Origin of the sequence: Veillonella parvula (genome assembly GCF_018366295.1) — a bacterium.
Taxonomy (GTDB): Bacteria; Bacillota; Negativicutes; order Veillonellales; family Veillonellaceae; genus Veillonella; species Veillonella parvula_P.
On sequence record NZ_JAGZIJ010000003.1, the window covers coordinates 103,649 to 118,343 of the forward strand.

The 14,695-nt window shown below is 39.3% G+C and carries 13 protein-coding genes; 1 reads left to right on the plus strand and 12 read right to left on the minus strand.

The annotated features are described in order from the left end of the window. Window positions 1-35 precede the first annotated feature (35 nt). Window positions 36-821 carry a basic amino acid ABC transporter substrate-binding protein gene (locus KHY58_RS04725; RefSeq protein ID WP_038125788.1) on the minus strand — a complete coding sequence of 262 codons (786 nt, stop codon included), beginning with the start codon at window positions 819-821 and terminating at the stop codon, window positions 36-38. Window positions 822-1,172: 351 nt separating this feature from the next. Further along, window positions 1,173-3,110 carry an OPT family oligopeptide transporter gene (locus KHY58_RS04730; RefSeq protein ID WP_278472317.1) on the minus strand — a complete coding sequence of 646 codons (1,938 nt, stop codon included), beginning with the start codon at window positions 3,108-3,110 and terminating at the stop codon, window positions 1,173-1,175. A 247-nt stretch (window positions 3,111-3,357) separates the two neighbouring features. On the opposite strand from KHY58_RS04730, the gene pepT reads away from it, so the two are divergent. Then, the gene (gene pepT, locus KHY58_RS04735; protein WP_205112880.1) at window positions 3,358-4,581 is read left to right on the plus strand and encodes a peptidase T; all 1,224 of its coding nucleotides are present in this window, start codon (window positions 3,358-3,360) and stop codon (window positions 4,579-4,581) included. A gap of 77 nt (window positions 4,582-4,658) precedes the next feature. On the opposite strand, the gene KHY58_RS04740 is transcribed toward pepT, so the two are convergent. The 10 genes from KHY58_RS04740 to trmB all read right to left on the minus strand — a co-directional run bounded on the left by KHY58_RS04740 (window position 4,659) and on the right by trmB (window position 14,608). Then, window positions 4,659-5,945: an MFS transporter gene (locus KHY58_RS04740; protein ID WP_155086384.1), complete on the minus strand. Its 1,287-nt coding sequence runs from the start codon at window positions 5,943-5,945 to the stop codon at window positions 4,659-4,661. 223 nt (window positions 5,946-6,168) lie between these two features. Continuing rightward, window positions 6,169-6,762 (minus strand): G/U mismatch DNA glycosylase, encoded by a 594-nt coding sequence (locus KHY58_RS04745; protein WP_021147758.1) that lies wholly within the window; start codon window positions 6,760-6,762, stop codon window positions 6,169-6,171. 148 nt (window positions 6,763-6,910) lie between these two features. Then, entirely contained in the window at window positions 6,911-7,849 is a 939-nt protein-coding gene (locus tag KHY58_RS04750; RefSeq protein WP_119562267.1) for a hypothetical protein, read from the minus strand. Between the two features lie 54 nt (window positions 7,850-7,903). Then, window positions 7,904-8,635, minus strand: coding sequence for a sortase (locus KHY58_RS04755; RefSeq protein WP_008602843.1), 732 nt, complete (start codon window positions 8,633-8,635; stop codon window positions 7,904-7,906). A gap of 252 nt (window positions 8,636-8,887) precedes the next feature. Then, window positions 8,888-9,544 carry a hypothetical protein gene (locus KHY58_RS04760; protein WP_278472320.1) on the minus strand — a complete coding sequence of 219 codons (657 nt, stop codon included), beginning with the start codon at window positions 9,542-9,544 and terminating at the stop codon, window positions 8,888-8,890. Window positions 9,545-9,552: 8 nt separating this feature from the next. Next, window positions 9,553-10,509 (minus strand): flotillin-like protein FloA, encoded by a 957-nt coding sequence (gene floA / locus KHY58_RS04765; RefSeq protein WP_004693762.1) that lies wholly within the window; start codon window positions 10,507-10,509, stop codon window positions 9,553-9,555. Between the two features lie 36 nt (window positions 10,510-10,545). Next, window positions 10,546-11,010 (minus strand): NfeD family protein, encoded by a 465-nt coding sequence (locus tag KHY58_RS04770; RefSeq protein ID WP_012863916.1) that lies wholly within the window; start codon window positions 11,008-11,010, stop codon window positions 10,546-10,548. Window positions 11,011-11,209: 199 nt separating this feature from the next. Then, entirely contained in the window at window positions 11,210-12,493 is a 1,284-nt protein-coding gene (gene uraA, locus KHY58_RS04775; RefSeq protein ID WP_156697143.1) for a uracil permease, read from the minus strand. A 110-nt stretch (window positions 12,494-12,603) separates the two neighbouring features. Then, window positions 12,604-13,947 (minus strand): FtsW/RodA/SpoVE family cell cycle protein, encoded by a 1,344-nt coding sequence (locus KHY58_RS04780; protein WP_012863914.1) that lies wholly within the window; start codon window positions 13,945-13,947, stop codon window positions 12,604-12,606. 1 nt (window position 13,948) lies between these two features. Beyond that, window positions 13,949-14,608, minus strand: a complete 660-nt coding sequence (gene trmB / locus KHY58_RS04785; RefSeq protein WP_004697974.1) for a tRNA (guanosine(46)-N7)-methyltransferase TrmB — start codon at window positions 14,606-14,608, stop codon at window positions 13,949-13,951. Window positions 14,609-14,695: the final 87 nt, after the last annotated feature.

Here is a 14,695-nt window from a genome sequence, read left to right on the forward strand (position 1 = left end):
TATATCAAATAATACATTCTGGTACTATCTACAAACTATTTTAATACCTCTGCTGGAGGCTCCTTACCAAACCATTTCTTATAAATTTCTGCATATTTACCGTTTGCTTTGATCTTTGCCAAACCATCATTGATTTTGTTAAGCAACTCTGTATTACCTTTTTTCACAGCAATACCTAGTGGTGCCGCATCATAGTCCTCTCCAGTAACCTTTGCGATACCTTTGCCCTTACCATTAACATAATATTCGTTTACTGGCGTATCATTGATAACTACATCGACGCCTTTATTTTGCAATTCTAAGAACGCATCAACAATGATATTAAACTGACGTACATCAGCATTGGGAATCTTGCTAGCAATCTCTGCACCAGTAGAACCGATGGATACACCAATGCGTTTACCTTCTAGATCCTTAAAACTATTAATATTGGTGTTATCAATGTTCACAACGAGACCATTACCTGCAATATAGTACGGTTTACTAAAGTCAACGGATTTTGCTCGTTCTTCAGAAATAGTCATATCCGAAATAGCGATGTCGATGGTATTACTTTGTAATGCTGGTAAAAGCGCATCAAAGTTTAGATTTTGAATATCTGCTTCTATGCCCTCTTCGTTTGCAATCGCATTGATAATATCAATATCAAATCCAGCTAATTTACCACTATCTTTGTCTTTAAAACCAAATGGTGCATAGGTCGCATCAGTACCTACGCGCCATGCCTTCTGACTATTACCTGCATTACCACAGCCTGCGATTAATAAACTACTAGCAATGGTGAAAGCCCCTAATAGAGCTGCTATTTTCTTAAATTTCATATTATTATCCTTACTTCTCTCTGTTCTATCTAGAAACAGAGTTCTTCTTAATCAACTAATATATCTATACTTACACTTATGAGCATAATAAAAATAATACCTCTAAAGGTATTATAGTTTTATGATAACATTCGATATAGTACGGGTCAATAAATCCAACTATACCAATAGGTATTGAATTGATATAGTTTTTAGCTATATCGAAAATAACATTCCTAAGTATATAAAAAGACCGCCTTTACCAAGCATAGATGAAACTTGATAAAGGCGGTCATCTCCAAAATGGAGGATCCCTGGTTATTTATAGAATAAATAAGCTATTCAATTCATTTAGGATATATAGTATGTAATTTATTTAGCATGTTTAGCTTTTATATACATAGCTACCTTGTACAAGAACGTACAGAGTAATAAATACATTACGATACTGAGGTATGTCGCTTCAGGTGTTTCTACCCAAGCTTGAGCAAATACATCAACACCTGCAATGCGAAGCACCGCACTGAACAAGGAGCCAATAGCACCACCAGCTACGAGACCAGAGGCAATTGTACTACCTTTGGAGAAGCGAAGATCTGCCAATTCTTTGTCTTTTGTACTATTTTGTACAAGATACGCAATCAAACCTCCGATAAGTAATGGTGTATTAATTTCCATTGGCAAATATGTACCCAAGGCAAATGCCAACGGTGGAACTCTTACCATCCACAAGATGATTGCAAATAATGCGCCAGCCATGTATAGAGGCCATTGAGCACTACCACCAGTCATCATTGGCTCAATGATGGCAGCCATAGCGTTCGCTTGAGGTGCATTTAATGCATGATCTCCTACAAATCCATAAGCATCGTTCAAAAGAATCATAACACCTACAGAAAGTACGGCACAAAGAATAGTACCAACGATTTGCCATTGTTCCATTTTCTTAGGTGTAGCACCTGTCATATGTGCCACCTTAAGCTCAGACATAAAGTTACCAGCCATCCCAATAGTAGTACCGATAAAGGATGCCATCATGAGGACTGCAATCATACCGACCTTACCAGTCATACCTGCTGCGGTTAAGCATACAGCGGAGATGATAATCATAAAGATTGTCATACCTGAAACTGGTTCTGTACCTGTATAAGCGATGGAGCTAACCCCCACTACAGACAATAGGAAGGACATAATAAGAACGATTAAGAACGCTACAATTGTTTGTCCGAAGCTTTCAGCATACATAAAATGGAAATATGCTGCAAATAAAACTGTACATAACAAGATGCCAGCACCAATCCAAGATGTAGGTACGTCACGTTGTGTACGAAGCAAATTAACATCTACAGTTTTAGAACTAAAGATGTCAAGCACTGCATTTTTAACAACATTTGCTACCACTTTAGACATTGTAATTAGACCGATGATGCCTGCCATAGCGAGCATGCCGATACCAATATGACGAACATAATCAAGGAATACCTTACGAATTGGGGCCTCCCCTAATGGAACTGCATGGCCGCCAATTTGCATGATATGTTCAGGCGCTAAATAGTACACAATCGGAATACATACAAACCAAGAGAAGAAGGAACCGGCTGCAATGATAGCCGCATAGCGAAGGCCCGTGAAATAACCAAGGCCAAGCAATGCTGCATCAGTATCTACCGCTGCGGTTAGCTTAGTTTGATCTGCAAGGGCTGCCCCCCACTTAAAGGTAGCAGTGCGAATAACCTCTTGCCACCACCCTAAACTATTAAGAATAAAGTCATACACGAGAGCAATTAAACCAGAGCCAAGCATAAGTTTTGCTTTGCTCCCCTCATTACTCATCAATACTTCCGCTGCAGCACGACCACTTGGGAACGGATACACATAGTGCATTTCCTCAACGAAATAGCGACGGAACATAACGCATAATAAAACACCTAAAACGCCGCCAAGAATGATAGGAATCGCCATTTGTACAAAGGATACATCTGTTACATTCCAGATGTAAAGAGCTGGCAAGAAGAACATAGCCCCTGCTAATGTGTTCGTACTAGAACTAGCGATAGCTTGAATGTGTACCGTTTCGGCAAAAGCATTTTGCCGCTTTAAAATAACTGCTGTACCCATAGCAAGTACAGATACTGGCGCAAAGGCATCTACTGTTTGACCGATTTTCAAACATAAATAGCCAACAGCCAGTGTGAAAACTGCCGCATAGAACAAGCCCCAGAAGACTACATATGAGTTAATCTCTACGTAATCTTTCTTAGGATCTAACACCGGTTCTATGGGTGGAATGGAACGAACCTCGTCCGACATAGTAAAACCTCCTCACAGAAAAAGTACAAACGTATAACTATTCACCTTTATACTAACACGGTACTACACATGGTTCAATGGTTTTCTATGCACTATGCGAATAAAACAACACACCCCCTATAAATAATTATTTTGCATTTTTGGCGTCCCTGTTCTACAATGAAAGTATATTAAGAATCTCTATTATGTAACGGTATCGTATACTGCCCTGTATAACACGTATGTTTACTTACGAGGAGGCTTCATTATGGAATCAATGGTCGAACGTTTTGTACGCTATACGAGCATAAATACACGGTCTAATGAGGAAAGTACAACCATTCCTAGTACTCAAACTCAAGTAGACTTTGCTACGAATGTGCTCGTTCCCGATTTAAAGGCAATAGGTTTAGATGAGGTTATTTATAATCGTGAAAATGGTTTTGTCATCGGCACATTACATGCTAACACTGATGAGAAAGCTCCTTCCATCGGCTTCATTGCCCATATGGATACAGCTGATTATAATGCAGAAAATATTAAACCTCGTATCGTAGAAAACTATGATGGTAGTGATATTTGCCTCAATAAAGAACACCAAATCTTCACCCGACGTGCCGACTTTCCAAATCTAAAAAATTACATTGGCAAGTCCTTAGTTGTAACCGACGGTTTAACACTCCTCGGTGGTGACGACAAGGCTGGTATCTGTGAAATCATGGAAGCACTCACCTACCTCGTAGCTCATCCAGAAATCAAACATGGTAAAATCATGTGTGCTTTCGGTCCAGACGAAGAAATTGGTACTGGTGCAGACCACTTCGATGTTAAACAATTCCCTGTAGACTATGCTTACACTATTGATGGTGAAAGTCTGGGCCAACTTGAATACGAAACCTTTAATGCAGCTGGCGGTACCGTTACCCTGAAAGGCGTTTCTGTTCACACAGGCACAGCCAAGGGCATTATGATCAACTGTGCTAAACTAGCTATGCAATTTGACGCTTTATTGCCAGGAGCAGCTGTTCCTGAGCATACCTGTGGGCGCCAAGGTTTCTTTATGCTCATGAGCATGGAAACACAAGTAGATACCGGTAAAATGAACTACATTATCCGCGACCATGACAAGGAACTGTTCGAAGCAAAAAAAGCATTCTTCTTACAAGCAGGTCAAACATTGAACGAAATATATGGTCGTGAAGTATGTGAAGTATCTGTAAAAGACCAATACTACAACATGTATGATGTTATCAAAGATAATATGGAATGTGTAAATGTAGCCAAAGCAGCTATGGAAAAAGCTGGGATTACACCTATTTGTGATCCTATTCGCGGTGGCACAGATGGATCCAAAATCTCCTTCATGGGCATTCCTACACCAAATATTTTTACAGGTGTAGAAAACCTACATGGCCGTCATGAATTCGCATGTATCGATGATATGAAAAAAGCTGTTGAAGTTATCGTTAATATTGTAAATATTGAAAAATAATAGCATTAGCAAAGCAGTAGTAGATAACAAAAAGGACTATACGAGCCTAGGATCGTATAGTCCTTTTAATTTACATATTACGCAAGCTTATTATTACGCTTACGATTTCTAATTTCTTCCTCTTCAGCGCGAGCTTTTAAAGAAAGATCTCTTTCAGTCCCCACATAACGACCATATAATAAATAATAAGCAACTAGTGCAAGCAGCGCCACAACAACAGTTACATGGAACATACTAGTATAACCTACAACCTCTTTAACAGCGCCTAAAATATAGGGGCCAAAGCCTAGCCCCATGTCCAAGGCAATAAAGTATGTGGATGTGGCAACACCAATACGATGAACAGGTACTATTTTAACAGTAACAGCTTGTCCGTTGGACATAAATGTACCATATCCAAGGCCAACAAACACAGCCGATAAAAGCACAAGCCATGTAGAGTGGGCGATGGATAATAAGAAAATACCAAGTGCTAAGGATACAAAACAAGGATAAAGAACGAAGTTTTCACCCTTCATATCAAATACAATACCAAGCAATGGTCTTGTTATAGTAATAACTACAGCATATACAACAAAGAAGAATGTCCCTGCCATAATAAGATCTAGGTCTTTTGTGTAGGCTGCCATAAAGCCAATAACACCAGAGTAGGCAAAACCGACTAGAATGGAAACAAGACTGATTGAATTCATCCGTGGTTCAATGTAGTCCGAGATTCTAATGCCCTTATGTGCTTCAGATTCAATACCAAGTTTAGGTTCATTAAATTTCATGATGACAGAGCCAATACCGCAAAGGATGATAAGTGCAACACAGAATGCGATGATAAAATCATAACCAAGACTATGAAGCATCAAGATACCTAAGAATGGCCCTACTGCAGCGGCGAGAGAGGTAGATAAGCCATAATAGTTAATCCCTTCCCCACGGCGTGACGTAGGAATAATAGCAGCTATGATAGTACTTGTAGCAGTAGATGTAATACCATAAGCAAAACCATTTAAGAAACGAACACTATCAAGCATTAGTAAATTAGGTGTGTAGAAATACATAGCCGTTGAAATCAAGTAAATCAATAACCCTAAATAGAGCATCTTGCGACACCCTAGGATACTGATAAACCGTCCTGCCAACAAACGGGCTACAACGGTGCCAATAATATATATACCAACAGCAAGTCCCGCTTGACTAGCCGTAGCATGAAGATTATCTTTTGCTACAACCGCAATAATAACGATTAATAAATAATAAATTAAAAATACTAAGAAATTAATCAAAGTATCAAGGACAAAGGATTTTGTCCACAAGGCCTCCTTAGCCTTATCCATATTATCAACTCCATTTTTTAAATTATTGTCAACCAGTTTGCGACAACGGTTAATTATAAACCTCTCATTATAAAAAGCAAGAATTAAAATATTATATATCTCATCAATTTTATTTATAACAAACTATATATTCACAATAAATATGCATTAATTTCCATTTTAATATTTTATATATTTTTACGATATAAAAACACCTTCAATAGCGACAGATGAGACCAAAAGACTCAAAGCCAACTATTAAAGGTGCTACTTTAAATATTTATTTTGTTTTTAGACCACAAGCTTTGAAGAAATTCTTGTACGCTTCAGCCTTTTTCGGTAGGCTCAACGGATAGGCACGTGATGTAGATGGCAAACGTGTCAATGTCAATTCCCGACCATTAAATACAAAAGGAATTGTTTCACCAGTTTTAGGTAATTTAACCTTTTCTGGTAAAAGGCTCAATAAAATCTCCGTAGCCTTGCCGCCTGTTGTACCAATATGCTTACAGTCAGGGATTTGCTCCAGTACGTCCGCAAGTGGAACTGGTTCAACGACCTTAAGAAATGCATCAGATGCATTCCCTTTTTCGCGAATAGCTTTCAAAACAGTAGGACAAGATGCAATTCCAGCTTCAGACAAAAAGACTTTAATCTTCTCAGGATCCATCGCTTTTTCCTCACCATTTCTAAAATGATCCTTTTCATCAAAGAATACGAGGCCAAAAACACGCCACATATCATTTTGGAAATTTGGATAATGGAATTCCATAGCACGTTTTGATTGTTCTGGAGGAAATGTGCCCATCATCATGACTGTTGCCTTCTTTGGTAAGAATGGAGGGAATGGTCTTGTTTCAATTGTTTCTGCCATATAGCATCAACTCCTTTCACATTCTAATATGAACTTAATTTTCAATACAATATATGAGATATATCACACATTATAATCCAATTAGCTCCTAGGTGAAAGCAACTAAAGAACTTATCAAAATATATCAATAGACTTACATTATCTATTATTATTGGCCAATTGGTTGAGAAACTAAGGTATTAATATGATCAAAACCAACTGGTGTCGGAGATACGAGATACAAGCAAATTACAGCAGCCACGGCAAAACCGATTGCCAAATAAGAGAAACTGCCATTCCGAGGAAATTCATACATACCAAAGAGGCGTATCCCTATAGCAGCACCAATAGCTGTAATCAAAGACGGTATAGAAAAAATGTTATAAAAGCCGAATACTACCATAAGGCCTGCATAGCCACCTACTACAGTAACCATAGGCAACATGCGATCCATTGGATTTGGAATGGATCGCGTTAGTGCAGCTGGATAATATGAAGCCTCTACGCCAAACATGCCTAAGAATATATTAAAACCAGCCCAAATGCTATCCCATGCGCTTCTAAAAGCATCTCTATGCTTGCCGGCATACCATGCAAAGTCCGTAACGATTAAAATGGCTAAGCCTACACAGACAAAGTAGAATTCACTAGGAATTTTAGGGCCTATATAAGCACCTACAGCTGTTACAATGGCACTCAAAATCGATGCCACTATTACGCGCTGTAAACGAGGCCGTTTATTTTCAGGAATGCGTTTATACACAGTAGCCAATAGCTCTAAAACAAAGCAAGCCATAAAAACAGCAATGCCTGCAGCAGGAACAAAGAAGGCGCTTACCAAACTCAAAATAAAGGGAATGCACAAGCGCCATTTAGGGAATAAGACAAGATCTTTATAATCTAAACGAATATCTTGTGTTTCCATAGTGAAGTTGTTGTACACCACAAAGAGCAACATAAAAGCGATTACGTCAACCGCAGTGGCACCCCAAATCAATAAGGTTGGTACTACAACCATTGATAAGGCTACCCCAGAAAGGCGAGATAAGCCAGCAGCCACTAAGCCCAGTAATAAAAACGGTGTTAAAGCAGATATAATTTCGAGCATAATATTCCTCCCATCATTGTATAAATTTAAGTATATAGTATCTACCACACTACATCAAGGAGAGATATATTTTTTCATAGCTAGACGCTTTCGCACAGCAGAGGTAGAGCATCCCATCACCTGTGCAATCTTTGCAACTCCATAACCTTGTGCACGGAGTTTTTTAATCTTATTTTCGTCTAGATCAAGAGTATTTGCCCTTATTTCTATACCTTGCTCTCGCAAATACATTGCCACTGTAGAACCACGTATCCCATAAGCCAGTCCAATGTCATCTGTACTCATGTGATGATGAATATATAAATAAGCCATCTCCTCTACGCGCATAGGCTTTCGAACTTTAGGAAGTAAGCAATTCCCCATATGCCGCAATACATGGTGAACTTTCCATCGCGATATACCATACATACGAGCAATGGCATCTGTACTATTTCCACTTTTATAAGCCCTACATATACGTACTACATCTATAGATACGTTTTTATTTGATTGCTGACAAGCCAATCCATATTCCTTCAAGCGATTTGCCATCGTCGTAATAGACACATCATAACGCTTTGCTAATGAATGGAGCGACCACTTACCGGTCTCATACAAAGCTTGTACATGGACCATATTGATTTCTTTCTTCAGAGGCCTCCGTTCGATATCGTACGCTTTCATACGGCGCATGATGGTATCAACACTACATTGGAAATAATCCGCCACATCGCGAACGCTCCATTGTTTCTCTATATATAATTGCTGCAACAGCTGTTTTGGTATAACACGCACATTTCGATACATAATTTTGCCCTTCCTTATAAACGAACTCCTTCCCCTATTATTGTGAAAGTTTCACTAAGAAAAAACAATAAAAAAGAGGTTCCTAATAGTCACATAGGTGACCAATAGGAACCTCTTTCAATATGTAATTATATGCCCCACATTATGATATGTGACAGTATGGTTGCTATACCACATCAGTGCACAATCCATTATTATTTATGTTCCAATAAAACCATAATTAGTTTATACACTTATAAATAGATTACTTCATTAACGGTATCTACGTTCAAGAGCTTTAGGTTTACTTAAAATGATGGACCATTTCATGCCCTCTTTTAAAGCATGATTAGATTTACGACCGCGAGTTGAAGTCGCAGCTAGAGCAGTAGGCGCAGTTGTAATGCCTACATTTTCAATAAGAACTTGCCCCTCTTTAGCTGCTTTATCTCGTTTAAACTCAGCTAGTCTTTCACTTAAGGTCGGCCCCGTAACAGCTTCTCTATCTAAGCGAGTCTTACTGGTAGTATAACTCGGATTGCTACTGGAACTTTTCATTGATAAGGCTTCAATATCTCGTTGAGCTGCTGCAGCCTCTTCATTGAAATGTATGTCCTCCATAGTTTTCGATGGTGCTTCTGGTTGCTGATTTACAATCGGTTTATCTTCATAAGAGTCCCGATAAAAGTCATCAACCTTAGACAAATCATCCATAGACGGTTCATCTACCTTGCGTTCTATGGAGATGCCATATTCGCGCTCCATATCTTCCCAAGTTCCGCCACCAGAGCTTTCATACTCATCATACTCTTCAGACTCTTCAGTATTCTTATTTTTTATAATGGAAAAAGCAATGTACGCTATGATACCTAAAACAAAGATTGGATTATGCGAAAAGATGGATAGCACTGAATACAAAATAGAGTCCATAGCTACTCCTATTCACCATCTGCTAAGTTTTCACGCATTTTAGTGTCTGCAATAATATTGTTCATATTGTAGTAATCCATAACGCCAAGATTACCATTTCTGAAAGCTTCTGCCAATGCTTTAGGGACTTCAGCTTGTGCTTCCACAACCTTAGCTTGCATGTCTTGTGTTTTAGCACGCATTTCTTGTTCTGTAGCAACAGCCATTGCACGACGTTCTTCCGCACGAGCTTGAGCGATTTTCTTATCCGCTTCCGCTTGGTCAGTTTGCAATTGAGCGCCAATGTTACGTCCCACGTCTACGTCAGCGATATCGATGGACAAGATTTCGAATGCAGTACCCGCATCAAGGCCTTTACCCAATACAGTACGGGAAATGTGATCTGGATTTTCCAATACATCTGTATGTTCTTCAGAGGAACCTACAGTCGTTACGATACCTTCACCTACACGGGCAATAATTGTGGCTTCACCAGCACCCCCAACGAGGCGATCGATATTCGCACGTACAGTAACACGAGCACGAACTTTCAATTCAATACCATTTTTTGCTACCGCAGAAATAATTGGAGTTTCAATCACTTTAGGATTAACGGACATTTGAACCGCTTCCAATACATCACGACCGGCGAGGTCGATAGCTGCGGAACGTTCAAAGGTCAACGGAATAGATGCCCGTTCAGCGGCAATCAAAGCATCTACAACGCGGTCAACGTCACCACCTGCGAGGTAATGAGCTTCCAACTGATTTACATTCACATCAAGACCTGCTTTATTAGCTTTAATCAAAGGCATTACGATTTGAGATGGATTTACACGACGTAAGCGCATGCCTACAAGTGTAAAGATACCAACGTTAACGCCCGCTGCTAGAGCAGATACCCAAAGTCCTAATGGCACAACATATAAGAATACCATAATACCAATCAGCAAAATGGGAATCAAAATTAAAATACCTACATCCATAATAACCTCCATTATTTACAACGATGTTGTGAAAGCTTAATCACGCTTTCTAACAATATTGCGGCCACCTACAACGCGAAGCACCACAATAGGTGAACCGGCATCGATGAAGTCACCTTCGGTTACAACATCTACCAAATTACCATTAATTTTAGCAATACCTGCAGGGCGCAGTGTTGTATGAGCTACGCCTTCCTTGCCAGCCAAATCTTCTAATACATCATTAGATACATAACCAGCTTTTGTCGTAGATCGTTGCCCTAAGGTAAACAATTTGCCTATCCAAGTCTTTTCAAAGTGATTAAAGAACACGATGATAATGACAATTAACAAGGCTGTTAATCCTAGCACGGCATACAATGCTACTGTGCCTTCCCCAAGAGCTACATAAACGCCCCACAGGAATGCGCAATAACCGATAAGACCTAAAATACCGCCTGGTACTACGAGTTCTACCGCCATCAAGGCAACGCCGATAGCCATCCATATCAAAAACTCCATAGGGCCTCCTCTCTTAAATTAATTTTATACAACTGATATGTTCATTATACAATATTGAGGATAAATTATAAAGACACTAAATAAAAACGACTACTTGCGCAGGTACAACCTGATTCAGTAGTCGTTTATTATACTGAGTACAAATCAATTTACTTTATGATCTCAAGGTTATATTCCAAGATTTTAAAGAGCCATGATATTATACTTCTGTTTTTTTCAATTGGTCATTGCCAACGCCTGTTTTTTGAAGGATTAACAAGCTAATGCTCATAGCCATACCTACTACAGTGGCAAGACCCATCCCTTTTAATACAACAGGACCAACTGCGAGTTCTGCACCGCTAAGACCTACCACAAGGATAACGGATGTAAGAATCATATTAACAGGATTTGTGTAGTCTACTTTACGTTCTACAAGCATACGCAAGCCAGATGCTGCGATGATACCGAACAATAAAATAGATACACCACCCATAACAGGTACCGGAATAGCATGAATAAGAGCTGCTACTTTACCTACAAAGGACACAATCATCGCTAAAACTGCAGCACCACCGATTACCCATACGCTGAAGCAACGAGTAATTGCAAGTACGCCGATGTTTTCACCATACGTCGTATTTGGTGTCGCACCAAAGAAACCAGAAAGAATATTTGCAAGGCCATCACCAAGCAAGGATCTTTGTAGACCAGGCTCTTTCATCAAGTCTCTGGCAACGATGTTACTAGTTACAACCAAGTGACCAACGTGCTCAGCAAATACTACAAATAGTGCTGGCATAATCATGATAATTGCATTGATATCAAATACAGGCATGCCGTAGAACTGAGGCAATGAAAGCCAAGGAGCAGCTTCTACACCAGAGAAGTCAACAACTCCCATCACAGCAGACAATACATAACCAGAGACAACACCAATAAGAACAGGAATAACAGCTAAGAAACCACGGAACACAACAGTTCCAAGCAAGGTAACAACTAAGGAAAACATGGAGATAATAACAGCTTGGCTATGGCTCATGCCTAAATCTTGATTGCCGATAAGGCCAGACATACTCATCGCTACTGGCGCTAATTCTAAGCCGATAATAGCTACGATAGCACCCATAGCAGCTGGTGGGAATAATTTATCAATCCAACGCGTACCAATATAACGAACGAGAATAGATAAAATAACAAAAGATAGACCAAATACAACGAAGGCCCCTTTTGCAGATTCATAACCAAGACCTGCAGATAACACACCTGCTACAGGCGCAATAAAGGCAAAGCTAGAACCAAGATATGCAGGGATCTTGCCCTTACACACAAATAAGTACAATAATGTACCAATACCATTCATAAACAATGCCGTTGCTGGGTCTACTTTTAATAAATACGGTACTAATACAGTAGAGCCAAACATGGCAAATAAATGTTGAAAACTAAGTGGTAACATTCGGCCCCATGATGGGCGTTCTTGAATATCAATATAATCTTTCATCGTTTCTCCTCACACACAATATAACGATGCTAAGTTCATATAGTACAGTCCTTAAATATACTCTATGAATTTACACAAACAGATTCATCTTATGATACATAAGTTAGATATTAACGTTCAAATTTAGTCTGTCTACGAGTCGACTTTTTAGAAGGCTGTGGTTTAAACGGTCCAGGCATATTTGTCTTATTAGTACGCTTTGGAGCGGCAGGCTTGAAACGACTTTGTGTTTCTTCACGCAAAGATGGTAATGGTTCAGCTGTACCAACTGGTTTTACCCCTTCTACATTGCGACGACCTATGCTCGCTAATAAACCGATAGCCATGAAATTCATCAATAATGAAGAGCCGCCATAACTAACAAACGGTAATGGTACCCCTGTTACAGGCATGATACCACATACCATGGCGATGTTAAACAAGGCCTGACCACTGATAAGCAATGTTATTCCCATTGCTAACCATTTCCCGAATTCATCACGAGCCTTATTAGAAATGCGGAACCCAAAATAGGTAAAAGCTGCAATCAGAACGACAACAAACACTGCACCAATGAAGCCCATTTCTTGCGCCCATACAGCAAAAGCAAAGTCCGTATGTGCTTCTGGTAAGTAAAAATACTTTGATGTACCTTGCATAAAGCCTTCGCCTAAAATGCCACCAGAACCTACAGCCAACAAGCCTTGAACGGTTTGATACCCCATATCCTGTGCATGAGGCCAAGGATCAAACCAAGATTGAATACGTTCCCAACGATATGGCGACATACGAGCTGCAATAAAGCCAAGAAATCCAGCTATCGCAAAAGCTCCGCCGAAGAATTTTCCATCAAAACCCGCTAAATAGATGAGCACAAATGAAAAGCCAAAAATCAATACGGTAGTGCCCATATCTGGTTGCAAGATTGTTAACCCTGCAAATATAGTTGGCCATATTAACATCGGCAACATATAACTTATACGTTCACTAAAATAACCTTGTAAATTAATGAGAGGGTTAATATGCCTTGGTTTTCCCCATTTTCGCATAGTACTCAATTTAGCTGCTGTCCATATCAAGGCCGCTAATTTCGCAAATTCTGAAGGTTGAATCGATACAGGACCAATAACAATCCAACGACGCGCACCATTAATGACAGCACCAATCACAAGAACCAAAATCATACCAATTAATGTAACAATCATAATTCTTTGCAACATGTGAGGCTTCTGTAACTGACGGTAATCATAACGATACAAAATAACGCCTACCGCCATAGACAAAAGCAAGAATGTCATGTGCTTTAAAAAGTAGCCTAATAATCCTGTATTTTCATAGATAGAGCTGATATAAGTAGCACTAAAGATATTTACACTACCTATAATTGTAATGAGAAGAATAGGTAAGAGCATACCTTGTAAGTCATTTTTAAAGAGTGAGCCCCACCGACTATCCCCCTTATTCGGTGTTTCCATGTTAAGCCTCCTTTTGTACTTTTGGCTTAATTGCTTCTAAGCGGAAAATAGGTTGACCTTTTTCACTAAATTTTTCTTCATATTCAGTCTTTACATTTGGAAGATCCGTACTATGTAAATCATACGTTACATTTTTAAGCTCCCAACCGCATTCTTTGAATTCTTCGAGAGAAAACATAAACAATCCTTCATTATCCGTCTTGAAGTGGACTTCACCACCATCTTTCAAAAGACGAGCATAACGGTCGAGGAATGTGTGATATGTAAGGCGGCGTTTTGCATGTTTCGCCTTAGGCCAGGGATCACAGAAGTTAATATAGAAACGATCAACTTCACCTGGTGCTACTATCTCTTCAATACCTGCGATATCAAATAAAGATACCTTTGCATTGTTCCGCTCCCCTTCAAAGATTTTTTGTGCTGCATAATAAATAACCCCCAGCTGCACTTCAAAACCTACGAAGTTAGCATTTGGATACGCTTCAGACATCCCCGCAATAAAGCGACCTTTCCCCGTTCCTAGTTCCATATATAATGGGTACTCAGGATGTTCAAATAATTCACACCACTTGCCTTTATACGCTTCTTGGCCAGACAAAATAATATGAGAGTCATATTCGTGGATAGCTTCATCAATCCATGGTTTTCTACGAAGGCGCATACTTTCTCCTTACATCTATTTTTAATAATATATTTATATTTGTTTATATGTATTATTACAGGTCATATACCTATCTTATTAATTATA